Consider the following 20,273-nt stretch of genomic DNA (forward strand, 5'->3'; position numbering starts at 1 on the left):
TGGGTACGCTCGCGAGCATGTCCTCCTCAGCGCTGTCCTTCGGTGCCGCTGCCCGCCTGTACGACTCGATCCGGCCCACCTACCCTGTCCAGGCCGTCGCCCGGGCCGTCGGTGCCGAGCCGATGCGCGTCCTGGACCTGGGGGCCGGTACCGGGCTGCTGGCCGGTGTGTTGCGTGCGGCCGGTCACGAGGTGATCGCGGTCGAGCCCGACGAGCAGATGCGTGCCGTGGCCGCCGAACGCCTCCCGGGCACGCGGGTGCTCGCCGGCAGCGCCGAGGACATTCCGTTGCCGGACGAGTCCGTCGACGCGGTCGTGGTCGGGCAGGCGTACCACTGGTTCACTCCGCAGGACGCGCTGCCGCAGATTCACCGGGTGCTGCGCAAGGGCGGCGTCTTCGCCCCGATGTGGAACATCCGTGACGACCGGACGCCGTGGGTGGCCGCGCTCTCCGGCATCGTCGGCAACGAGGGATACGGCCTGGAAGATGCCTGGCAGTACGGGCCGGTGACGCCGTGGTTCACCGAACCCGAACGCGGCCTGATCGAGCACACCGTGACCGTCCCGACGGACCGACTGGTCGACCTGGTGCGGTCCCGCTCCTCGTACCTGACCGCCGACGCCGCCCAACAGGCCCGCCTGGACCGGGAGATCGGCGAGTTGGCCGCCACCGACCCGGCGCTGGCCGGCCGCGACAGTGTCGAGATGCCCTACCGGACCTGCGTCTACCGGATGCGACGGATCTGATTCCCGGCCGGAGTCCTGGGGCCCGGGCGGCCTCACATCCGGGATCTCAGCACGTCGACCTCGCAGCCCGGCGCGAAGGGGTCGAAGCCGTGCTCGACCAGCCAGCGGACCGCCAGCAGGCTTCGCAGCGACCACCATGCGTGGATCACCTCGCGGTCGACGTCGGTGCCGTAGCCGGTGATGACGTCGGCGAGGTGTTCCTCGTGTCCGAGGGTGAAGGTGGCGAGGTCGTACAGGGCATCGCCCCGGCCGGCCTCGGACCAGTCGATGACGCCCGTGACCTCGTCACCGTCGAGGAAGACGTGCGCGATCTGCAGGTCGCCGTGGGTGAAAGCCGGGGTCCATGGGCGGAGTGCGGCCTCGGCGACCTGGCGGTTGCGGGTGACCAGGTCGGCGGGCAGGACGCCGTTCGCCACGAGCAGCTCGCACTCGGCGTCAAGTTCCGCCGACAGCACGGCGATGCTCCGCCCGGCCCGCCCGAGTCGGGACGGCAGCGGTGCGTCATGCAGCTTCCGGATGGCAGCGCCCGCCGCGGCCCACGCCGCCGGCGAGCCCGTCGACGGCCCGCCGAGGCGGCCGAGCGTCGTCCCCGGGAGAGCGGCCATCGCGAGCACGGGCGGTTGGTACCACAGGACTTCCGGGGTCGGGACCGGTGCGAGAGACATCGCCTCGACCTCGGCGCCGAGGCGCGCGCCGTCGGCGTCCACCTTCAGGAACACGTCGCCGACGCGTAGAGTCGCACGCTCGGAATGGGCGACGACGACTTCGACTTCATCCATGGGCGCCCAGTATCCCGGCGACGGCCGCCGGCGTCGCCGGGTTTGTCACGTGCGGCGATGCGGCCGTGCCCGGAGGTCCTCACGTCCCGCCGGCAGGCAGGCAGGACCTGGCGACGAGCTCCCGGCTGCCGGTGCCGTCAGCGGGCCCGGGGGCGGAAGGCCGGGTAGCCGAGGATGACGAGCTGTTCGGCCGGGTTGAGCGCGTACGGAACGCGGAGGCCCGTCGGTTCGAAGCCCAGGCGGGCGTAGAAGGACTGGGCGCGGGCGTTGGACTCGTGGACTCCCAGGGTCAGTCGGGTGACGTCGATGTGGGTCTCGGCGAAGGCTGTGGCTGCCGCCACGAGGGCCGCGGCCGGGCCTTCCGGGCCGCGGTGGGCCGGGGTGACGTAGACGCCGTGGACGTGGGCCGTTTCCGGGACGTCCGGGAGCGGGGCGGCGCCCGCCATGCCGATGAAGGCACCCGAGGGAGCGGACGGGTCGAGGGCGACGAACAGGGCCGCGGAAGGGGAGGTCGCCGCCTCCGTGGCCAGGGCCTGCCAGTCCGTGTCGGGGAGGGCCGCAGTCGCGGCGTGGGTGACGCTGAACGCCGTCGGCGAGTCCTCGAGGGCCTCCAGGCGCAGCGCGCGGAGCGAGGGCCAATCCTCCGGGGTGATACGGCGGATGAGGTGGCGGGCGGGTGTCGGCGAACTCATGGGGCGATCTTCCCGCACCGGGTGATCTCCTCCGGCGGCGGGGCGGTTCGACTACGAGAAGCACGAGAGGGATGAGAAGGACGAGAAGCACGAGAAGCACGAGAAGGACGAACTCGCGGCCCGTAGGCTCGTTCCGTGGTGTCAGCGGAGGGCGGGCGGGAGGTCGAGGCGTTCCATCCGGGTCAGGCACCGGTCGATCTCGGTGGCCAACTCCGCGGCGGTCGTGGGGAATTCCTCGGGGCCGGTGGACAGCAGCTCGGTGACGTTGCCCTCGTCGTCCTCGACGGTGACCGACGCCAGCATGTCGGTGCCGGTGGTGGCGAAGCTGACGGCCAGTTGGGCGATCAGCGTCAGGCCGCCGGCCAGTTCGAGGGTCTGGCCGTCGAGGTAGCAGGCCTCGTCCGGGAGGTCCGAGTACTGCCAGGCCGGGCCCAGCGGTTCCCGTCCGCGCACCGTGCCGGCTTCCGCCCAGGTGCGGGCCAGCCTCTTCAGCCGGAAATGGGCGTCGCGGAGGGCAACTGCCGTGTGCCCGACGTCGTTCATCTGGTTCGCTCCTGCCGGTGGATGGTGATCAGGGGCTCAGCGTAGAGCGAGCCCCTGACGGCCACGTCGCCGCAGGTCACCGGGCCGGTGCGGGCGAGCAAGTGGCGCTCGGGAAGGGCCTGTTGCAGCAGGAGTGCTCACCCGTCCCGGAAGTGCGCACCTGGCCATCAGGGGTGGTGGGGCCGCACAATCGGCAGGATGAAGCCGATGCCGCGCACGACCTCGACCGACTGGTACGGACTGGCCCGCGATCTCGACGGCACTCTGGTGCGGCCGGGGGACGAGGCGTACGGGGTGGCCCGGTTGCCGTACAACTCGCGGTTCGACATTCATCCGCAGGCGGTGGTGTTCGCGCAGGGGGTCGAGGATGTGCGGCAGACGATCGCCTTCGCCCGCCGGTACGGGCTGCCGCTGGCGGCGCGCGCGGGGACGCACTGCTACGGGGGGTGGTCCACCAGCCCGGGCGTCACGCTCGACCTGAGCCGGATGAACGCGGTCACCACCGAGGGGTCTGCCGCCGACGGGACGGCCACGGTCGGGGCCGGGGCGCTGCTGATCGACGTGTACGACGCGCTGCTCGCCGAGAACCGGAGCATACCGGCGGGCAGTTGCCCGAGCGTCGGCATCGCGGGGCTGACGCTCGGCGGGGGGATCGGAATCGTCTGCCGCGCCTACGGGTTGACCTGCGACCGGCTGGTCTCCGCCCAGGTGGTGACCGCCGACGGTCGGGTCAGGGAGTGTTCGGCGGAGCGCGAGCCGGAGCTGTTCTGGGCGTTGCGCGGCGGAGGAGGCGGCAACTTCGGGGTCGTCACGGAGTTCACGTTCCGCACGCACCCCACAACCGAGGTCACCCGGGTCGGCCTGCGCTGGAGTTGGCGCGACGCGGCCCGGATCGTGGACGCCTGGCAGCGCTGGGCGCCGGGCCAGGCGGACGAGGTCTGGTCCTTCCTGCGGCTGTCCGTCGAGGAGACGGGCGAGTGCGTGGTGGAGTCGGGGATCTACGTCCTCGGCGAAGGGCCCGACGTGGCAGAGCAGTTGGTCGCCGCCGTCGGCATCCAGCCGCTCGAGCTGAGCAGCGAGGTCCTCTCCTACCAGGAGATGATCATGTCGACGACGGGGATCCCGGGCAGCGTGACCCAACTCCGCCTGACCGGGCAGACCCCGGACGCCGTGATCGACCGGCCGCCGTTCGTCGCGACGTCCAACTTCTTCCCGGTCCTGCTGCCGCCCGCCGGCATCGATGCGCTGGTCGGTGCGGTCGAGCGCCGTGCGGCGGACGGCGGTCCGGCCTACGTGCTGCTGGACAGCCTGCAAGGGGCCGTCGGACGGGTGGCTCCCGCCGACACTGCGTTCGTCCACCGCGACGCTCTCTTCTCGGCGCAGTACCACAGCGTCTTCGAGCCCGGCGCGCCGGCCGCCGCCCTGGACGCGGCAGCCCGCTGGCAGCAGGACCTGCGCCGCGCCATGCGCCCGTGGGCCGGCGACCGCGCGTACGTCAACTACGCCGACCCGTACCTCGAGGACTTCGGGCACGCGTACTACGGGGCCAATCTCGCGCGGCTGGTCGCCGTCAAGGCGGCGTACGACCCGGACGGGTTCTTCGACTTCCCGCAGGCCGTCGGGCGGGGGTAGCTACGGCTTCAAGCGGTGGCCCGGACCGACCGGGCCACCGACTCGGCGGCCCGGCGGACCTGGTCCGAGTGGGCGGCGGGCGACTGGGCGGTGACGACGAGCCCGAGGGTTTCGGTGAAGGCGACCAGGTGATGGCACTGCCGCCACGCGATGCCGTCGTGCTGGTAGGCGAGTTCGACGGCCTCGAACGCGGCCTCGGTGCGGTGACCGACGATGGTCTGACCAGGGGCGACGAACTGGGTGAGCGGCGGGATCCGATCGAGGCTGCGCGGGCCCTGGAGGTAGATCAGGGAGCCGGCCGGCCCGAAGAGGCAGAACGGCGTGGAGGTGTCGCCGGCGGGCGGGGAGTCGATCGAGAAGCCTTCCGGCCACTCGACCGAGAACGGCGAGGTCTCGATCCGCCAGAGGTGCTCGTCGGGACCGGCGAGCACCTCGACGACCTCGGTCACCGACCGGGCGTTCGCCAACTCGATCGTCGGCTGCGCCGCAGGGCCGGTCACGACAGCGGTGTGGGCGGTCTGCCCTTCCCAGCGGGTCACCCGTACCGTTCCCGGCGCGTGGTCCGGACGCTCGAAGGTGTAGGGCCAGACCGGTATCAGCGTCATGCCGAAACCGGTCAGCCGAGCGAAGACGTGGCTCATGTGCCCCTCCGAGGTGCAGAAAGTCCTCATGATCGCAGGAGACGGGGATCGGCCGGGCGGCGGGGACGGGCGAGCAGCCGTGTCATTGTGGTGACGGCAATCGCTGCCGGGTGGCAACGGGAGGTGTCGGTCGTGCTGCTGTGGATCAACGGGCCGTTCGGGGGCGGGAAGACGCAGACCGCGCACAACCTGGCCCGCCGGCTGCCGGGAGCCGTTGTCTGCGACCCCGAACACCTCGGCTTCGGCCTGCACCGGATGCTGCCCCCGGCGCTGCGCGGCGACTTCCAGGACCTGGCCGCGTGGCGCACCGGGACCGTCGAGATGCTCGACCTCGCCGTGCGCCGTCACCCCGGCCCGCTGATCGTCCCGATGACCGTCACCGAGCCGGCGTACTTCGCCGAGACAGTCGGCCGCCTGCGCGAACTCGGCCACGACGTACGGCACTTCACCCTGCTCGCCGACCGCGCCACCGTGCTGCGCCGCCTCGCTGAACGCGAACCCGTGCACTACCTGCGGCGCCTCGCCCGGCTGCCCGCCCCGCCGCACGGGCAGAGCTTCGCCGTCCGCCGCCTCGACGACTGCCTGCACCGGCTCGCCGACCCCGCCTTCGCCACGCACCTGCGCACCGACCGGCTGACCGTCACCCAGGTCGCGGACCGCATCGCCCAACTCGCCGGGCTGCGCCCCGCCCCGGACACCGACACGGCGCTCCGGGCGACGCTGCGCCGGGCCGGCGTCAAGATCCGGCATCTGCGGGTCGGTTGAGAGGGCGCTGTTGAACTGCCGGTCGGGTGGCAGTAGTTCGCGCCGGTGTCGGCGGACGGGCGCGTCGCGGTTGACGCAACGGGGGCAGTGGCGTTGGTGGCCGGTGCAGGTCGTGAAGGCCGTCTCATGATCGCGGGTTTCACTGCCAACCCAGCTGCTTCGACCAGTCACCCCGGAAGCGATAGCCACGGCCGTCACCGATCTCCTTCATCCCGCCGGGCACAACGGCCCCGTGGTCCGGATACTGCTTCGTCACCGCCGCCAGCAGGAACTCCAGGAAGCCGCCCTCGAACAGGTCCCATTCCCGCATTGAGTTGAACGCGGCAGCGACCGGCCAGCGGTCCGGGTCCGGCCCCCGCATCAACCAGAAGAAGTGGTCGGCGTTCCCGTTGTTACCCCAGTTCAGAAGCCCGCCCTCGGCCGGGAACATCGGATACGGGCACTCGTCGTAGTCCCCGTCCAGGTAGGCCTGGCCCAGGGAGCCGCAGTACCCGTAGGGATCCGTCGTGAGGTAGAGGAATCCCTCGAAGCCGAGCGGCTGCGCGATCTCGAGGCCGGGCGCTGCCGATGGCGTGTAGATGTGCAGCTCGTCGCTGATGCTGACCCTCCCGTACCGGTCGGCGAACGCCCGGTAGTCCGCAGGCAGTTGGAAACCGAGTACCTCGGGCCCAAGCTCCCACGGGACCGGGACCACTCCGCCTGCGGGCGGCGGCCCGATCACCGTGCCGAGCCGGTCCAGCATTTCCTCGATGTCCACGTCCACTCCCGTCAGCCGCTCGTTCCCGCCGGAGGCTATCCGCCAGCGGGGACACCGGAGGCGGGAGGCCGCACTTCTGACTGGCCGCAGAAAGCAGCGGCGCTCAGGAGGGCGTTGAGGCGGTCGCGGTGCGCGCGCGGTGGCGGCGGACGGCGTCGCGGTTGGCGCAGCGGGGGGAGCAGTAGCGCTGGCGGCCGGTGCGGGAGGTGTCGGCGAAGGCCGTTGCGCATTCGGGGACCTCGCAGCGGCGGAGGCGGTGCATGCCGCGGCCGGCCAGGTGCAGGGCGGTGCCGACCGCGAACAGGGTGAACAGGAGGGCGCCGAGCGGCTGTTCGGCGTCCCGGTAGTGCAGGTGCCAGCCGGTGTCGGCGTGGGAGGTCAGGCGGGGGTAGGCGGCGGCCTCGGCCAGCATGCGGTTGAGCAGGTCGGCGCGCTCCTGCTCCCCGCCGGCGTCGACGACCTTCTCCCAGGCGTCGAGTGCGGCCAGGGCGCGGCCGAGATCGTCCGGTGCCACCGGGCGTTCCAGGGCGAGACCGGCGGCGAGGCAGCGGTCCGCCAGTTCGTCCGCGCTCCCGGGGCGGCGGTTGGCCAGATCCGCGGCCAGGTTCACCGCGTCCTCGCCGTAAGGGTTGAGCTGCACAAGGGCATTACAACAGGGTGGGCGGCATGACACAACAGACCGCCGCACGTGCCGGATCCGCGCGCCGCAACCCGTTGCCCTATCGCTGGGTCGTGCTGGGCATCGCGACGTTCACCCAGGCCGCGTCCGGCTTCTTCGTGGGCGGGATCGGGGCGCTCGGAGTTCAGCTTCAGAGCGCACTGGACCTGAGTACGGCGCAGCTGGGCCTGCTGGTCTCGGCGGCCCAACTCGCGCCGCTGGTCGGCCTGTTGGTGGCAGGTGTGCTGCTGGACCGGTACGGCGAGCGGTGGGTGGTGGGGATCGGCGCCGGCGTGGTCGGGCTGGCGCTCGGGCTGGGGAGCCTGGCGTCCGGTTACCCGGCGCTGCTGGGTGCGCTGCTGGTGGTCGGTGCGGGGTACAGCACCGTCCAACCGGGCGGGAGCAAGTCGGTGGCGTCCTGGTTCGACGCGTCGCAGCGTGGCTTCGCCATGGGCGTTCGGCAGGCCGGGCTGCCGCTCGGGGCGGCGCTCGCCTCGGCTGTACTCCCGGTGGTGGCAAGGGAGTTCGGGTGGCGGGCGACCCTGGTGACGGGGTGCGGGGTCGCGCTGCTCGGGGCCGGTCTCTTCATGGGCTGCTACCGGAGGCCGCCCGGGCCGGCCGGGCCGGTGGAACCGTCGCTCCCGCTGTCGGCGCAGTTGCGTGCGCGGTTGGGCATGCTGCTTGAACCGGCGATGGTGAAGATCATGCTGGCGGGGACCAGCCTGGTCTCGGTCCAGTGCGGGGTGGGCGTGCTGACAGTGCTGCACCTCCACCGGGAGGCGTCGCTCGGCGCCGGGCAGGCAGCCCTGGTGCTGGTGGCCGCGCAGGGCGCGGGAGTGGTGGGACGGGTCTGCCTGGCCGCGTGGAGCGACCGCAGCAGGTTCGGTCGGCATGCCGTGGTGCTGGTCTGCATGGTCGCCGTGGTCGTCGGGCTCGCTCTGCTGATGACGCCGGTCGGGGGTGCTCCGGTGGTCGCGTCCGGCGTCTTCGTCTGGCTCGGCTTCTTCGGCTTCGGCTGGTACGGCCCGTGGGTCGCCCACGTCACCGAGACGGCCCCGCCCGGCCGGACCGGCTTCGCCCTGGGCCTGGCCATGTCCGTCAACCAGGTCGCCATCATCACGGTGCCGCCCGTCCTCGGCCTGCTGGTCGACCTCACCGGCAGCTTCACCCCGGCCTGGGCGCTGCCGGCGCTGCTGACCGTCGCCGCTCTGTCCGTCACGGTCGGCGCGGAACTCCGCAGCCGGCGGCGCGAATCGGGTAGCCCGCGCGTCCCCCGCCTCGGCTGAAACCCGCTGGACAGCGGCCGGACACTTGGCGTCATGGCCATTACCCAGCAGCTCGCCCGGATCACCCCGGACCACTTGGAGCGCTGCCGCCGGCACGCCGCACTCCACGACGGCGATCCGGACTGGGACCCGCCCGCCGGGGACCACCTCGACCTCGACTGGTCCCCGGTCGCGCTCCGGGCCGTCTGCGAACGTGCGGGCCTGGATCGGACGCAGGTGGACGCCCTGCGCCGCGCGCTCGACGGCTCCGCGGCGGTCGACCTGGGTGTCCTGAACACCTGGCCGCACCCGATCGCCTTCGTGGGCCCGGCCACCGCACTCACACCCGCCGAAGTCGCGGGAGTCGCCGCCGAGTTGGCCGAGATCGACTTCCCCGCCCTGCTCGACCGGCTCCCGTCCGGCCCCACCCTGGCCGCACTGCTCGGCTTCGACCTCGACGGCGACCCGGCGCGCTACCTGCTGCGCCACTTCCACGCCTTGCAGGCGTTCTACGCGGGCGCGGCCCGGCGCGGGCTGATGACCGTCCTCTGGTGGGACTGACCCAGCGCCTCCGCCCGCCCGGCCAGTTGGTCCAGGAAGTCGCGTAGACAGTCGGCCTCCAGCGCGAACCCAGCGTCGCGGGAGGCGGCGAGCGAGCGCAGCACCCGGCCGTCGGTGGTGAGGGCGAACAGCAGGCCGCCGCCGTCGCTGGCGAAGACCAGTGGGTTTGGGCCGTGGGCGGCGACCAGGTCGGGCGGGTGGACGAAGAAGCCGTGGCCGACGTCCGGGAGGTCGGCGGCGGCGATCTCGCGGTAGAGCGCGGCGAGGTCGGCGGGCAGCGGGCCGAGAGCCTCGGCGGCAGCGCGAGTGGCGGGCGTGGCCGGGTGTACCGCGTTGACGCCCGGTGGGTAGCCGAAACGGTCCTCGAAACCGGCCGTCAGGTCGGCGAGTGCCGCGTTCGTGCGGGCCTGCCAGGCGGCGATCGCGTCGGAGGTGAGTGGGTCGACCATGCTGCGGACCGTACCGGCCCCGGGGGACGAGCCCTGGGGCGACCTGGTGCAGGCGGTGGCGCGCCACCGGCCCCGGAGGGAGGTGCTCTCGGGGCCGGTGGGGGGAGGGCCGAACTACCAGACGGGGGCGAGGAGTTCGCCGGTGGTGGCGTGGTGGACGGCGATGGCCTCGACGGGGCACATCTCGGCGGCTTCGGTGAGGTCGGGGGACGTGGTGGCCGTGGGGTGGAGGGGGGTGGCGCGGCCGTTGGGGGCGAGGGTGAGGGCGTCGGGGGCGGTGCGGGCGCACAGGCCGCTGCCGATGCAGCGGGACTGGTCGACCGTCACGACGACGGGGTCGGTGCTCACCAGGTCACCTCCAGGCGCAGCGGGCTACGGGTGAGCAGGCCGGTGCGCCAGGCGATGTCCTCGACGGGGGCGGCGAGGCGGAGTTCGGGCAGGACGCGGGCCAGGTGGTGGAGGCCGAGTTCGAGTTCCATCCGGGCCAGCCAGGCACCGAGGCAGTGGTGCGGGCCGGCGCCGAAGGTCAGCGACGGGGTGCCGAGCGGCGTGAACAGGTCGGTGGGGCCGGGCGGGTAGACGTCCGGGTCGAGGTTGGCGGCGCCGGCGTCGCAGGCGATGATCGCGCCCTCGGGAATGACCACGCCGCCGATCTCCACGTCGGTGACGGCCCGGCGGAGCAGTCCGGGTGCGGAGGTGCGGTCGCCGAGCGGGACGGTGCGCAGGATCTGCTCGGTGGCGGCGGTCGCTGCCGACAGGTCCTGGCCGATCTTCCGCCAGGCGTCGGCGTGTTGGGGGTCGAGCAGGTAGACCAGGGCGTTGCCGAAGCTGGTCATGGTGGTCTCGTGTCCGGCGATCACCAGGCCGATGGTGAGCGAGGTCAGCTGTTCCTCGGTCACCCCGCCGGTCTGGTCGGCGGCCTGCACCAGCGAACTCACCAGGTCCTCGCCGGGGTTCTTGCGGCGGGCCACCACCAGCTGGTACCCGAACTCGCTGAACTCCCGGATGGCGGTGCGGATTTCGTCCGCCGTGTACGCCGTCGTGGACAGTGCGTGGTCGCTCCAGTGGCCGAGCCGGTCGATGTCCAGGCCGTCGAGCTCCATCAGCCGGCTGATCACCCGGACGGGCAGCGGCTTGGTGAGCGCCGCGACCACGTCCGCGGGCGAGCCCGAGGCGACCAGGTCGTCCACCAACTCCCGTACCACGCCGTCCACCCAGGGCCGCCAGCGTTCGATCGCCCGTGGCGTGAAAGCGCGCTGCACGGTGCGGCGGATCAGCTGGTGGTCGGGGCCGTCGCTGTTCAGCATCGACGCCGGGTCGTCCAGGATGTTCGGCGTGAGCGTCAGCGGCGGCGCGTCCGGCGCGTACAGCGTGGCCCGGCCGAAGCCGGGGTTGGCGAGCGCCTGCCGGACGTCCGCGTGCCGGGTCAGCACCCACACCGGGGTGCCGGTCGGCAGCGCCGCCAGCCTCGGCGGGCCGGGCTCGGCGCGCAGCAGGCAGTGCAGGGGCACCAGCGGCTGCGCGTCGGGGGCCTCGGGGTGCGTGGCGGTGGTCATCCGTCCTCCTGGCGAGAGATCGCAGGCTGCCGACCGGCAGCCACCCCCGACCGTATGCGGCACACCCGCCCCGCAGCAGTACGGAATCCAGCCACCCGTGGAATCTCAACCGGCGGACAGGGGGCGGGTATTGGCCCGGACGGGGATTCAGCCGGCGACGACGGCCATCGCCTCGATCTCGATCAGGATCTCGGGCCGGAACAGCGCCACCACCTGCATCGCCGAACTCGCCGGGAGCCGCGCCGGGTCGATGTACGCCGCGCGGGCCTCGCGGATCGCCGGAAGGTATCCGATGTCGGTGACGAAGATGGTCAGCTTCACCACATCGGCGAAGCTCGCGCCGGCCGCGGACAGGCAGCGGTCCAGGTTCGCGAACACCTGCCGGGCCTGCGCCTCGGGGTCGCCTTCGCCGACGACCCGGCCCTGCTCGTCGAGGGCGACCTGCCCGGAGACCTGGACCAGCCGGCCGGTGCCGGTGACCACGTGGGTGTAGCCGGTGGCGGGGGCGACGCCGGGCGGCTCGGTGATGTGGGTGAGGTGCGAGGAGTTCATGACGATCATCCTCGCCCAGCCGGGCCGCCCCGCGCACCCCCAATTCGGCGTGCGTCAATCCTCGATCTGCGGCAACTCCCGGAGGAACGGCCGGTCGCCGTCCGGAAGTCGCTCGAGCGGACCGGCCGCCCGCAGCACCACGCCGAGCACCGCGTCCGGGTCGCACGCGTAACCGCCGCTCGCCCAGGCCGCGTTGGCCTCCACCACCGCCCAACCGCCGGGCGTGCGGCCGACGTCCACCACCGCCGCGCTCGGCAGCGGCGCGCACTCCGCCGAGGCCGCCAGCACCTCGGCGACGAACGCCTCCGGTCCGTCCAAATCGTCGGCGCCGATGGACAGTTCGCCGTCACGCGCGTACCGGGACGCCGCCCGGACCGTGCCGTCCAGCACGAACAGCCGGTACTCGACAGCGAATTGCACCACCTCGCTGACCAGCACCGACACCTCCCCGTCCAGTAGCTCCGGGCCCGGAAGCTCGCCGCCGTCGCGGTACACCCGCGCCGCGAAGTGCTTGTCCGCCGGGGCCTTCACGAATGCCGGCCCGGTCAGCCGCCGCGCCGCCGCGAGGGTGGTCAACTCGACGGTACGGCCTGCCAGTTCACGCGGCAGCGCGGCCAGCCAGCCGGCCGAGGGCTCCAGCAGGCCGAGCCCCAGCGCCCCGCCGACCGCGTCCCCGAACAACGGGCCGCCGTACAGGTGCACCTGCTGCCCCAGCAACTCCTGCGGGGCCCGCCAGGACGATGCCGTGAACGCCCGCATCCCGCGCCGGCCGGCGGCCGTACGCAGTTGCAGACCGGTCTCGTTGATCCGGGGCGCGAGCAACAGGGTGGGGGAGAGGACGTTCATGCCGGTGATCATGACGCGCCGACACCCCGCCCCGCCAGCGGATTTCCCGAACCCGGGCCGGACTCAGCAGGCCGGCGGACGCTCCGGGCGGCCCCAGTCGGCGCCGGCCGCCGGGCCCGCCCCGTCGGTCAGCTGGAAGCAACTGCCGTACGGCCACACGGTGACCGAATCCGGCCGACGGTCGACCCCGAACAGCCCGTGCGGGCCGGTCGTGCCCCGCCACGATCCGTCCTCGCCGGGCGCCGGGGTGACCACCGCGAACGTCCGGCCCGGGGGGATCCAGTAGGCCCCGGCCCACGGCTCCACCGTCAACTCCAGGGGTTCCTCACCGCTGTTGCCCACCAGCAGCCGTGCCGTTCCCCGCGTGACCATGCTCAGCCCCTCCCACGTCCGGCCGCCCCGCGCACCGGGACGGTGGCACTCACCGGCGTCCGGGCGGGCACCGGGTGGCTCAGAGAGTACGGCGCATCGCCAGCCGCGGCCAGCGGTCCAAACCGTGTTCGGCCTCCCGCGCCCGCACCTCCCGCAGCTCCGGCCCGAGCAACTCCGCCGGCACCGGCCGGAACCCGCAACGGGCGTAGTACGGCGCGTTCCACGGCACCTCCGCGAACGTCGTCAGCGTCAACGCCGGCAGCCCGTCGGCCCGCGCCACCTGCGCCGCATGCTCCAGCAACGCCCGCCCGACACCCCGGCGCGCCGCATCCGGATGCACCGAGACCTGCTCCACGTGCAACGCGTCGTCCACCCGCTCGGCGATCAGGTACGCCACCGGCCGGTCCTCGCCGTCCACCGCCACCCAGGCCAGCCCCGCCTCGACATACCGCCCCAACTCCTCGACCGACAGCGGCTCGTCCTCCGCGATCTCCGCCATCCCGACCTCGTGGAACCACCGACCGGCGGCCCGCTCGATCTCCTGAAGCGCCGACAGTTCCCCGACCTGCACCGTTCGTACTCGCATGCGCCTCATTGTGCCCCGCCCGGCAGGCGCCGGGCGCACCTGCCGCAGTAGGATCACCCTGCGTCGGTGCGGGTCAGGGGAGTTGAGATGCCGGACGGTTCGTTCGCGGTGTTCTGGTCGGTGCCGGTGATCGCGGTGGCGCTGGTCTGCTTCGCCGCGCTGCGGGAGCACGGCTCGCGTGTCGCCAGGCTCGCCGCCCATGTGTTCCCCGGCATCGCGGCAGTGCCGGCGCTGTCCGTGGGGTGGGTCGGGTGCGTGGTCGTCGCGGGGTTCGGGGAAGGCTGAGCGGCGCCGCGGGGGCAAATGCTGTGGCGGCGGGCCCGTGTGGAGCCCTACGCTGCCCGCCATGATCGACGGGGTGGATGCACGCCAACTGTACGAATCACTGATGTCCCGCGAGGGCGGGCGAACGACCCGAGACGTGCTCGACCGGTGGCTGGCGCGTGCCCAGGGCGGCTACCGCGGCGCCGTGGCGCGGGCGGGCGAGCACGCCACCCGCTGGTGGGAGGACGAGGAGTCCGTGCCCTCCGGGCAGTACCTCGTCTGGGAGTTGTACGCCCTCAGCCGGGTCAGCGACCTCCTGGTGTTCGACCACCAGCCGCCGTGCACCGACGGCAGGGAGGTCGAGCCGTGGCTGCACCTGCCGGTCTCCGCCTGCCGCGAGTTCTTCACCGGGCTCGGCATGACAGGCTTCGACGGCGACGGCGCGTTCGACCCGTTCCTGCACGAGATCGTCGAGGTCGAGCAGGCCGCCGACCCCGACGCGCCGATCGAGATCACCGAGGTGTGCTGGCCCGGCCTGATGCTCGGCCAGCTCCTGTTCGTCCGTGCGGGCGTGCGGATCCGGGCCGGCGCCCGCCACGCGCAGGCCGGCGTCGCCGACAGGTTCCCGCTGTACTGGACGTACCGCCGCCGCGGCCGCCGCGTCCACGACCGGTCGCACGGCTGGGGCTCCAACTCCCAGTGGCGCACCGACTTCCGCCTCGACTACCGCACCCCGGACGGCGACCACCTCAACGTCCAGGGCGACCGCCCGATCGACGGAGACCCCGAACTCGCCACCGACCACCCGCTGAACCTCAGTCCCGAGGAACGCGCCCTCACATCCGGCGAACGCCGCGACCTGCTCCGCAACCGCACCCTGCTGCGCGTACCCGAGGCCATTGACGTACTCGGCGAACCGAGCCGCTGGGAGGACGACCTCATCGTGTTCGAGTGGCGGCTGCCGGAGGCGTAACAGGCCTCACCGGAGCCCTGGCTCAGCCGACCCGGAGGCAGACGACGCCGGCGAGAGCGTCGCGGCCGGACGCTGGACCGGGACGAATCGCAGGTCACCGGGCCCGCCCCTGCCGCCCCGGCGGTCAGCTCTCGGCGGGGAGGCGGCCGGTGCGGATCGCCGTGAGAAGGGCGGCGTGGTCGGCTTCGGACTGGTCGGCGTAGGTGATGGCGAAGGCGGTCAGGGCCTCGTCGAGGCGGTCGTCCTTGCCGCAGTAGCCGGCGATCAGGGCGGCGTCGGCGGTGTGGGCGTGGGCGCGGGCGAGGAGGGCGGCGGTGAGGCGGGCGTAGTCGTCGAGTTGGGAGGGAGTCAGGGCGGCCGGGTCGACGCTGCCCTTGCGGTTGCGGAACTGGCGTACCTGGTACGGGAGTCCGGCGACGCTGGTCCAGCCCATCAGCGGGTCCGACACCACCTGCATGCGCTTCTGCCCGAGCACCACCCGGCGGCCCTCGTGGCCGCCCTCCGCGGGTATCGGGAACCCGGCCCGCACCAGGTGCGGCAGCAGCACCGACGGGCGGGCCTCCTTCACCTGGAGCACCAGCGGCCCGCCCCGGCGGTCGGTCAGCAGCACCACGTACGAGCGGGTGCCGACACTGCCGGTGCCCACCACCCGGAACGCCACGTCCTGGACCTGGAACCGGCCCAGCAGCGGGTGCAGATCCGCCGGCACGGTGTCGCGGTAGGAGGCCAACGCGCCTGCTATCAGCGAGGCTTGACGGTCCGTCACCTCGGCCAGGATCGGCGGAGCCGGAACGAACCGCCAACCCCCGTCCTCCGTAAGGACGGTGGAGCGCGCCGCGAACTTCGCGCCGGTGTTGCGCAGCGCCTTCGCCGACACCGCCGCCAGCACCTCGCTCAGCTCGTGCGCGTCCGCGAACTCCACCAACTGGTGCTCGGCGATGGCGTCCCAGGCGTTCCACGCGTCCAGCGCCGGCAGCTTGGCCAGCCGCCGCACCGTCCGCCGGTAGGTCGCCGCCGCGTCGAACGCGGCCTGCCGGCACGCGAGTTCGTCCGCGCCCAGCTGGCGACCGGCCAGGACGAGGCTCGCCACCAGCCGCTTCAGGTCCCACTCCCACGGGCCGACGACCGTCTCGTCGAAATCGTTCAGGTCCAGCGCCAGCCGGCCCCGGGCGTCCCCGTACAGGCCGAAGTTCGCCGCGTGCGCGTCCCCGCACAGCTGCGCGGTGACGCCGCTCACCGGGGTGGTCGCCAGGTCGTGCGCCATCAGGCCGGCCGAACCGCGCAGGAACGCGAACGGCGACGCCGCCATCCGCCCGACCCGCAGCGGCACCAGGTGCGGCAGCCGGCCGACGTTCGCCGACTCCACCGCGGCCAAAACGTCGGGCCGGGACGCCGACAGCACCAGCCCGGCGTGCGACTCCAGCGGCACCCGCTCCCGCAGCAGCTTCCCGCGCCGCTTCGGGCCCTCCGGGTCCGGGGCCGAGGCGAACCCGTCCACCGTGAACCGCCGTGCGGAGAAAGACAGTTGCCCGCCCTCCCGGACCTCCACCGTCGCCACCCCGGACTCCCTCCGCCACCGCGCCGCATTCCGACAGGGACCGCCCCTACCAGCGGTGACGCTACCCGGCCCGGCCCGCACCCCCGCGGGCGGGTCCGCCCCAGGGCCGCCACGGAGCCGCCCGGGGGCCCGCCGTACCATGCGGGCATGGCACACGACATCCACAACCTCGACCCGGCCTACCTCGCGTTCTGGCGCGAGTACCAGCTGTGCACCCTCACCACGCTGCGCCCCGACGGCACCCCGCACGTGGTGCCCGTCGGTGCGACCTTCGACCCCGAGACCGGGATCGCCCGGGTGATCAGCAGCCGGGAGAGCCGAAAGGTCCGCAACGTGCTGGCCGCCGGCGAGGCCGGGCAGCGGGTCGCCATCTGCCAGGTGGACCGGGCGCGTTGGGCCACCCTGGAGGGCCGCGCCGTGATCCGGCAGGACGCCGCGTCCGTCGCCGACGCCGAACGCCGCTACGCCGAGCGCTACCGCCAGCCGCGCGAGAACCCGGAGCGGGTGGTCATCGAGATCACCGTGGACCGGGCCCTCGGCCGCGCCTGAGCGGTGTTCAGGCGCGCGCTGTGACGACGTGGAAGGTGACGGTGGCCAGGAACGGGCCGGTGGCGAGGTGCGCGAGCCAGCGGTCGGCGTCGGCGGGGGAGAGGTAGCCCGCGGCGACGGCGCGCCGGGTGACCCGCTGGAGGCCGAGGACCCGGTCGGCGGAGGCCACCTCGCGGAAGACCGGCGTGAGCGGGTGGACGTCGACCACCTCGAGACCGGCTTCGGCAGCCAGCCGCGGCAGTTGACTGCCGATCCGGGCGTTGCGCACCGCGTGGTCGGTGACGTACCGGGTGTACGCGGCGGTCAGCGACGGCTCCGGGTGGTCGATCGTCAGGGTGCCCCAGTCCGGTTCGCCCAGCACCAGCAGGCCGCCGGGACGCAGTACCCGGCGGGCCTCGCGCAGCGCGAGCGCCGGATCCGCGACGTGCTGCAGCACCCGGTCGGTGCGCGCCCGGTCGCAACTGGCGTCCGCCAGCGGCAGGTCGTGCACATCGGCGAGCCGCACCGCGACCTGGAACAGGTGCGCCGTCCGGTCGGTGGCCGCGTCGGCCGCCTCCCGGTCGTGGTCCACCCCGTACACGGCGCCCTCCGCGCCGACCGCCTCGGCCAGCGCCGCCAGGTCCGTGCCCGGGCCGCACCCCAGGTCCACCACGGTGTGGCCGCGCTCGGCGGCGAGCGCCGTGAGCATCGTCGCCTTGTAGGCGAGACCGAGATCCGAGACGGCCAGTCGATCCAGGTAGGCGATCGGGTGGGGCGGCACGGTCTCGAACACAGGGGAGGTCATGACCGGAAGTCAATCAAACCCGGACTCGCCAGGGAAGCGTCTTTCGCCAGGACAAGGGGCGTACGCCGGGGAGGTCAGGGGGAGCGGCAGCGCGTTCGAGGGGGGAGCCGTGGCGCATTCCCGACCCTGCGCCGGGCCGGTCGTCGGCGGCCCCGCGGAGCCACCGGCGTTAGCGCGTCAGTGGCTTCGCGGAGCCACCGGCGTTAGCGGGACGGTGAGTTGGGTCTCGGAGTCGAACGTCCGCGCCGCGTCGAAGGTTCCGGTCAGGTCCGGGTGGCGGCCCAGCAGGTCGTGGGCCTGCGCGAGGGCGTCCGGTTCGAGACGACGGGTCAGGCCAAGGTGCGGCATCCAACGGCCCGGCAGATACAGCGGATTGGGGTCGGGGGCGGCGGCCAGCAGCCGCCACACCTCGCGGTGCAGCTCCACCAGCTCCGGGCTCGGCACCACGCCCCAGGCCAGCACCCGCCGCCGGCTGCGCGCGCTGAACGACAGCAGACCGGTGAACCGGACCTCCAACGGCAGTGCGGCGGCCAGGAGTTCACCCAGCTCCGCGAGCTGCTCCGGTTCGACCGCCCCGCACGCCGCCAGCGTCAGGTGCGGCCGGTGCGCCGGGTGCGGATTGTCCGCCAGCGAGTCCACCCCGCCGTCGGCCAACTGCCGCCACACCGTCCGCACCGCCCGGTCCAGCGCCGGGGCGCAGGTCAACTCGATGGTTCGCATGCCCCCACCGTAGGGCCCGCCCCGGGCGCACCCGCGACCGACCCGTGTGATGGGCTGTGCGGATGCGCACCAGCTACCCGCACCCGCCACGCCCACCTCACCCGTCCGAGCCCCACCATCCGCCGCTGGAAAGGATATTGACGTCCAGTCAGATGCGCAGCCGCGCCCGCTGGCTGCTGGCCGCCGCGGCCGTCGTCGCACTCGGCCTGGTCGCCCCCGGCCTGCTGCCGTCCGCCGCCGGGGCGCTGCTCGGCGGGGCGCTCTACACCGCGCTGCTGCACACGCTGCTGATGGCCGCCGCGCCCCGCCTGCGGCCGTGGACTTCCGGTGCCGCCGCGCTCGCCACCAGCTTCGCCGTCGAGACGTTCCAGCTCACCGGCGTCCCCGAGGCGCTCGCCGCACACAGCCGCCTGGCCCGGCTCGCCCTCGGCACCACCTTCGACCCGTCCGACCTGCTCGGCTACACCCTCGGCGCACTCGCCGCCGTCGCCGCCCACCTCGCCGCCCGCCGCCTCGCCGGGGGGCGCGGCCGGCGGTAGGTGGGGGGAACGGCCGAACACGGCGTGTCGGCCGGGCCGGCGGGGGGACGCGCCGCCGGGCAGATGGGTACATTTGGGACATTCTGGAGCAGAGCACAGGCTTCGCGCGTCCACGCACAGAAGGCCGAACCGCCACAGAAGGCCGAACCGCCTTCGGAAAGGGTCTCCATGCACCCCGCCCTCAGCCCCGCCGTCCTCGCCGAGCTGCGCCGGCCGCGCCCGTACCCGGCGGTGTCGATCCTGATGCCCACGCACCGGCGGGAGCCTGACAACGCGCAGGACCCGGTCCGGCTGCGCAATCTGGTGGCCGAGGCGAAGGAGCGGGTCCAGGCCGATCCCCAGGTCGACCGCGCCGTCCGGATCGACGTGCTGGGGCAGCTCGACCAGGCCCTCAAGGAGGTCGACCTGGTGCACGCCGAGGACGGCCTGGCGATCCTCGCCGCGCCCGGCGAGCACCAGGTGTGGTCACTCGGCCGTACCGCCGCCGCCCGGGTGGTCCTGTCCGACACCTTCCTGACCCGCAACCTGGTCGCCGCGCAGATCGCCGAGCGCCCGCACTGGGTGCTCGCCGTCGCCGCCGACCGGGTGGTGCTGTGGGGCGGCATCGACGAGCGGGTGACGGAGGAGACCGGCTACGGCTTCCCGCTGATCCGGGAGTACGAAAAGCACGAAAACCCCGACCCGGAACGCCAGGAGCAGATCGGCGACACCCCCAGCACCTTCCGCGACGAGGAGACCAAGACCTTCCTGCGGCAGGCCGACACCGAGATCGCCAAGGTGCTGGCCGCCGACCCCCGCCCGCTGTTCGTGTTCGGCGACGCCCCCGCGCTCGCCCTGCTGGACGCCGTCGGCCCGATGGCCAAGGAATCCGCCGCGCAGGTTCCGCACGGCGGCCTCGCCCAGCTTGGCGCCGAGAAGGTCCGCCAGGTGGTCGAACCCGCCGTCCGGGCCCACGCCGACCAGGAGATCTCCGACGCGCTCGCCCAGCTCGACAAGGCCCGCGGCCGCAAGGCCTTCGCGGCCGGACTGGACGAGGTCTGGCAGACCGTCGGTGAGGGCCGGATCGCACTGCTGGTGGTCGAGGAGAACTTCCGCACCACCGTCCGCGACGACGGCGACCACCTGGTGCCCGCGCAGGCCGACGAGCCCGGCGCCCGCGAGGACATCGTCGACGAGGTCATCGAACGCGCCCTCGACGCCGGTGCCACGGTCCGCTTCGTCCCTGACGGCACGCTCTCCGACGCCGGACGGATCGCCGCCGACCTGCGCTACTGAACGTCCGTCAGGGGCCCGCACCGCGGCAGCACGCGCGGTACGGGCCCCTGACGCGCGCCCGGGCTCACTCGGTGGACGCGCCCAGCACGCGCGGTACGGGCCCCTGACGCACGTCCGGGCTCACTCGGTGGACGCGCCCAGCACGCGCGGTACGGGCCCCTGACGCACGTCCGGGCTCACTCGGTGGACGCGCCCAGCACGCGCGGTACGG

The 20,273-nt window shown here is 73.3% G+C and carries 26 protein-coding genes; 10 read left to right on the plus strand and 16 right to left on the minus strand.

Annotated features, from left to right (window positions below; all coding sequences use genetic code 11):
- Positions 1 to 17 precede the first annotated feature (17 nt).
- Entirely contained in the window at positions 18 to 746 is a 729-nt protein-coding gene (locus tag ACFYST_RS14840) for a class I SAM-dependent methyltransferase (RefSeq protein ID WP_387862312.1), read from the plus strand.
- A 32-nt stretch (positions 747 to 778) separates the two neighbouring features.
- On the opposite strand, the gene ACFYST_RS14845 is transcribed toward ACFYST_RS14840, so the two are convergent.
- The 3 genes from ACFYST_RS14845 to ACFYST_RS14855 form a co-directional block, all read right to left on the minus strand.
- Positions 779 to 1,525 (minus strand): phosphotransferase family protein, encoded by a 747-nt coding sequence (locus tag ACFYST_RS14845; protein WP_387862314.1) that lies wholly within the window; start codon positions 1,523 to 1,525, stop codon positions 779 to 781.
- Between the two features lie 137 nt (positions 1,526 to 1,662).
- Positions 1,663 to 2,217 (minus strand): GNAT family N-acetyltransferase, encoded by a 555-nt coding sequence (locus tag ACFYST_RS14850; RefSeq protein ID WP_387862316.1) that lies wholly within the window; start codon positions 2,215 to 2,217, stop codon positions 1,663 to 1,665.
- 141 nt (positions 2,218 to 2,358) lie between these two features.
- Positions 2,359 to 2,760 carry a hypothetical protein gene (locus tag ACFYST_RS14855; protein WP_387862318.1) on the minus strand — a complete coding sequence of 134 codons (402 nt, stop codon included), beginning with the start codon at positions 2,758 to 2,760 and terminating at the stop codon, positions 2,359 to 2,361.
- Positions 2,761 to 2,967: 207 nt separating this feature from the next.
- On the opposite strand from ACFYST_RS14855, the gene ACFYST_RS14860 reads away from it, so the two are divergent.
- Positions 2,968 to 4,392, plus strand: a complete 1,425-nt coding sequence (locus tag ACFYST_RS14860; protein ID WP_387862321.1) for an FAD-binding oxidoreductase — start codon at positions 2,968 to 2,970, stop codon at positions 4,390 to 4,392.
- Positions 4,393 to 4,400: 8 nt separating this feature from the next.
- Here the strand turns inward: ACFYST_RS14860 and ACFYST_RS14865 are convergent, their stop codons facing one another.
- On the minus strand, positions 4,401 to 5,033 hold the full coding sequence (locus tag ACFYST_RS14865) for a hypothetical protein (RefSeq protein ID WP_387862324.1): 633 nt from the start codon (positions 5,031 to 5,033) through the stop codon (positions 4,401 to 4,403).
- Positions 5,034 to 5,165: 132 nt separating this feature from the next.
- Between ACFYST_RS14865 and ACFYST_RS14870 the strand changes: the two genes are divergently transcribed.
- On the plus strand, positions 5,166 to 5,798 hold the full coding sequence (locus ACFYST_RS14870; protein ID WP_387862327.1) for an AAA family ATPase: 633 nt from the start codon (positions 5,166 to 5,168) through the stop codon (positions 5,796 to 5,798).
- A gap of 139 nt (positions 5,799 to 5,937) precedes the next feature.
- On the opposite strand, the gene ACFYST_RS14875 is transcribed toward ACFYST_RS14870, so the two are convergent.
- Positions 5,938 to 6,555 carry a hypothetical protein gene (locus tag ACFYST_RS14875; RefSeq protein ID WP_387862330.1) on the minus strand — a complete coding sequence of 206 codons (618 nt, stop codon included), beginning with the start codon at positions 6,553 to 6,555 and terminating at the stop codon, positions 5,938 to 5,940.
- A gap of 103 nt (positions 6,556 to 6,658) precedes the next feature.
- Entirely contained in the window at positions 6,659 to 7,195 is a 537-nt protein-coding gene (locus ACFYST_RS14880; protein ID WP_387649550.1) for a CGNR zinc finger domain-containing protein, read from the minus strand.
- A 26-nt stretch (positions 7,196 to 7,221) separates the two neighbouring features.
- Between ACFYST_RS14880 and ACFYST_RS14885 the strand changes: the two genes are divergently transcribed.
- Both ACFYST_RS14885 and ACFYST_RS14890 read left to right on the plus strand, forming a co-directional pair.
- Entirely contained in the window at positions 7,222 to 8,499 is a 1,278-nt protein-coding gene (locus tag ACFYST_RS14885; RefSeq protein ID WP_387862332.1) for an MFS transporter, read from the plus strand.
- A 33-nt stretch (positions 8,500 to 8,532) separates the two neighbouring features.
- Entirely contained in the window at positions 8,533 to 9,039 is a 507-nt protein-coding gene (locus ACFYST_RS14890) for a DUF1877 family protein (protein ID WP_387862335.1), read from the plus strand.
- Here ACFYST_RS14890 and ACFYST_RS14895 read toward each other — a convergent pair.
- The 7 genes from ACFYST_RS14895 to ACFYST_RS14925 all read right to left on the minus strand — a co-directional run bounded on the left by ACFYST_RS14895 (position 8,988) and on the right by ACFYST_RS14925 (position 13,400).
- Positions 8,988 to 9,488 carry a hypothetical protein gene (locus ACFYST_RS14895; RefSeq protein ID WP_387862337.1) on the minus strand — a complete coding sequence of 167 codons (501 nt, stop codon included), beginning with the start codon at positions 9,486 to 9,488 and terminating at the stop codon, positions 8,988 to 8,990. The genes ACFYST_RS14890 and ACFYST_RS14895 overlap by 52 nt on opposite strands.
- 114 nt (positions 9,489 to 9,602) lie before the next feature.
- The gene (locus ACFYST_RS14900; protein ID WP_387862340.1) at positions 9,603 to 9,836 is read right to left on the minus strand and encodes a ferredoxin; all 234 of its coding nucleotides are present in this window, start codon (positions 9,834 to 9,836) and stop codon (positions 9,603 to 9,605) included.
- Positions 9,833 to 11,044, minus strand: coding sequence for a cytochrome P450 (locus tag ACFYST_RS14905; RefSeq protein WP_387862343.1), 1,212 nt, complete (start codon positions 11,042 to 11,044; stop codon positions 9,833 to 9,835). The genes ACFYST_RS14900 and ACFYST_RS14905 overlap by 4 nt, the downstream gene beginning before the upstream one ends.
- Before the next feature lie 147 nt (positions 11,045 to 11,191).
- Complete coding sequence (locus tag ACFYST_RS14910; RefSeq protein ID WP_387862346.1) at positions 11,192 to 11,596, minus strand: RidA family protein; 405 nt, start codon at positions 11,594 to 11,596, stop codon at positions 11,192 to 11,194.
- 54 nt (positions 11,597 to 11,650) lie between these two features.
- Entirely contained in the window at positions 11,651 to 12,442 is a 792-nt protein-coding gene (locus ACFYST_RS14915) for an ATP-grasp domain-containing protein (protein WP_387862348.1), read from the minus strand.
- A gap of 63 nt (positions 12,443 to 12,505) precedes the next feature.
- Complete coding sequence (locus ACFYST_RS14920; protein WP_387862351.1) at positions 12,506 to 12,814, minus strand: hypothetical protein; 309 nt, start codon at positions 12,812 to 12,814, stop codon at positions 12,506 to 12,508.
- 79 nt (positions 12,815 to 12,893) lie between these two features.
- A complete protein-coding gene (locus ACFYST_RS14925; RefSeq protein ID WP_387649527.1) occupies positions 12,894 to 13,400 on the minus strand; it encodes a GNAT family N-acetyltransferase in 507 nt (168 codons plus the stop codon).
- An 87-nt stretch (positions 13,401 to 13,487) separates the two neighbouring features.
- On the opposite strand from ACFYST_RS14925, the gene ACFYST_RS14930 reads away from it, so the two are divergent.
- Both ACFYST_RS14930 and ACFYST_RS14935 read left to right on the plus strand, forming a co-directional pair.
- The gene (locus tag ACFYST_RS14930) at positions 13,488 to 13,685 is read left to right on the plus strand and encodes a hypothetical protein (protein ID WP_387862353.1); all 198 of its coding nucleotides are present in this window, start codon (positions 13,488 to 13,490) and stop codon (positions 13,683 to 13,685) included.
- Between the two features lie 73 nt (positions 13,686 to 13,758).
- Entirely contained in the window at positions 13,759 to 14,637 is an 879-nt protein-coding gene (locus ACFYST_RS14935) for a hypothetical protein (RefSeq protein WP_387862356.1), read from the plus strand.
- Between the two features lie 124 nt (positions 14,638 to 14,761).
- Here ACFYST_RS14935 and ACFYST_RS14940 read toward each other — a convergent pair whose 3' ends face one another.
- Complete coding sequence (locus tag ACFYST_RS14940; protein WP_387862358.1) at positions 14,762 to 16,336, minus strand: DUF2252 domain-containing protein; 1,575 nt, start codon at positions 16,334 to 16,336, stop codon at positions 14,762 to 14,764.
- A gap of 6 nt (positions 16,337 to 16,342) precedes the next feature.
- Between ACFYST_RS14940 and ACFYST_RS14945 the strand changes: the two genes are divergently transcribed.
- Positions 16,343 to 16,744, plus strand: a complete 402-nt coding sequence (locus ACFYST_RS14945) for a pyridoxamine 5'-phosphate oxidase family protein (RefSeq protein ID WP_387649515.1) — start codon at positions 16,343 to 16,345, stop codon at positions 16,742 to 16,744.
- Positions 16,745 to 16,751: 7 nt separating this feature from the next.
- Here the strand turns inward: ACFYST_RS14945 and ACFYST_RS14950 are convergent, their stop codons facing one another.
- Both ACFYST_RS14950 and ACFYST_RS14955 read right to left on the minus strand, forming a co-directional pair.
- Positions 16,752 to 17,528 (minus strand): methyltransferase domain-containing protein, encoded by a 777-nt coding sequence (locus tag ACFYST_RS14950; protein WP_387862361.1) that lies wholly within the window; start codon positions 17,526 to 17,528, stop codon positions 16,752 to 16,754.
- 177 nt (positions 17,529 to 17,705) lie between these two features.
- Positions 17,706 to 18,248: a 2'-5' RNA ligase family protein gene (locus ACFYST_RS14955; protein WP_387649510.1), complete on the minus strand. Its 543-nt coding sequence runs from the start codon at positions 18,246 to 18,248 to the stop codon at positions 17,706 to 17,708.
- A gap of 137 nt (positions 18,249 to 18,385) precedes the next feature.
- Between ACFYST_RS14955 and ACFYST_RS14960 the strand changes: the two genes are divergently transcribed.
- Both ACFYST_RS14960 and ACFYST_RS14965 read left to right on the plus strand, forming a co-directional pair.
- Positions 18,386 to 18,787 carry a DUF2809 domain-containing protein gene (locus tag ACFYST_RS14960; protein ID WP_387862364.1) on the plus strand — a complete coding sequence of 134 codons (402 nt, stop codon included), beginning with the start codon at positions 18,386 to 18,388 and terminating at the stop codon, positions 18,785 to 18,787.
- A 168-nt stretch (positions 18,788 to 18,955) separates the two neighbouring features.
- On the plus strand, positions 18,956 to 20,062 hold the full coding sequence (locus tag ACFYST_RS14965) for a chemotaxis protein (protein ID WP_387649505.1): 1,107 nt from the start codon (positions 18,956 to 18,958) through the stop codon (positions 20,060 to 20,062).
- The last annotated feature ends 211 nt before the right edge of the window (positions 20,063 to 20,273 follow it).

It is taken from the genome of Kitasatospora sp. NPDC004614, from assembly GCF_042873675.1.
Lineage (GTDB): Bacteria > Actinomycetota > Actinomycetes > Streptomycetales > Streptomycetaceae > Kitasatospora.

Bases quoted from the DNA above. Each gene is read 5' to 3' on its own strand.
- ACFYST_RS14840 (WP_387862312.1), top strand. From the start codon at position 18: ATGTCCTCCTCAGCGCTGTCCTTCGGTGCCGCTGCCCGCCTGTACGAC.
- ACFYST_RS14845 (WP_387862314.1), bottom strand. From the start codon at position 1,525: ATGGATGAAGTCGAAGTCGTCGTCGCCCATTCCGAGCGTGCGACTCTA.
- ACFYST_RS14850 (WP_387862316.1), bottom strand. From the start codon at position 2,217: ATGAGTTCGCCGACACCCGCCCGCCACCTCATCCGCCGTATCACCCCG.
- ACFYST_RS14855 (WP_387862318.1), bottom strand. From the start codon at position 2,760: ATGAACGACGTCGGGCACACGGCAGTTGCCCTCCGCGACGCCCATTTC.
- ACFYST_RS14860 (WP_387862321.1), top strand. From the start codon at position 2,968: ATGCCGCGCACGACCTCGACCGACTGGTACGGACTGGCCCGCGATCTC.
- ACFYST_RS14865 (WP_387862324.1), bottom strand. From the start codon at position 5,033: ATGAGCCACGTCTTCGCTCGGCTGACCGGTTTCGGCATGACGCTGATA.
- ACFYST_RS14885 (WP_387862332.1), top strand. From the start codon at position 7,222: ATGACACAACAGACCGCCGCACGTGCCGGATCCGCGCGCCGCAACCCG.
- ACFYST_RS14890 (WP_387862335.1), top strand. From the start codon at position 8,533: ATGGCCATTACCCAGCAGCTCGCCCGGATCACCCCGGACCACTTGGAG.
- ACFYST_RS14895 (WP_387862337.1), bottom strand. From the start codon at position 9,488: ATGGTCGACCCACTCACCTCCGACGCGATCGCCGCCTGGCAGGCCCGC.
- ACFYST_RS14905 (WP_387862343.1), bottom strand. From the start codon at position 11,044: ATGACCACCGCCACGCACCCCGAGGCCCCCGACGCGCAGCCGCTGGTG.
- ACFYST_RS14910 (WP_387862346.1), bottom strand. From the start codon at position 11,596: ATGAACTCCTCGCACCTCACCCACATCACCGAGCCGCCCGGCGTCGCC.
- ACFYST_RS14915 (WP_387862348.1), bottom strand. From the start codon at position 12,442: ATGAACGTCCTCTCCCCCACCCTGTTGCTCGCGCCCCGGATCAACGAG.
- ACFYST_RS14920 (WP_387862351.1), bottom strand. From the start codon at position 12,814: ATGGTCACGCGGGGAACGGCACGGCTGCTGGTGGGCAACAGCGGTGAG.
- ACFYST_RS14925 (WP_387649527.1), bottom strand. From the start codon at position 13,400: ATGCGAGTACGAACGGTGCAGGTCGGGGAACTGTCGGCGCTTCAGGAG.
- ACFYST_RS14930 (WP_387862353.1), top strand. From the start codon at position 13,488: ATGCCGGACGGTTCGTTCGCGGTGTTCTGGTCGGTGCCGGTGATCGCG.
- ACFYST_RS14940 (WP_387862358.1), bottom strand. From the start codon at position 16,336: ATGGTACGGCGGGCCCCCGGGCGGCTCCGTGGCGGCCCTGGGGCGGAC.
- ACFYST_RS14945 (WP_387649515.1), top strand. From the start codon at position 16,343: ATGGCACACGACATCCACAACCTCGACCCGGCCTACCTCGCGTTCTGG.
- ACFYST_RS14950 (WP_387862361.1), bottom strand. From the start codon at position 17,528: ATGACCTCCCCTGTGTTCGAGACCGTGCCGCCCCACCCGATCGCCTAC.
- ACFYST_RS14955 (WP_387649510.1), bottom strand. From the start codon at position 18,248: ATGCGAACCATCGAGTTGACCTGCGCCCCGGCGCTGGACCGGGCGGTG.
- ACFYST_RS14965 (WP_387649505.1), top strand. From the start codon at position 18,956: ATGCACCCCGCCCTCAGCCCCGCCGTCCTCGCCGAGCTGCGCCGGCCG.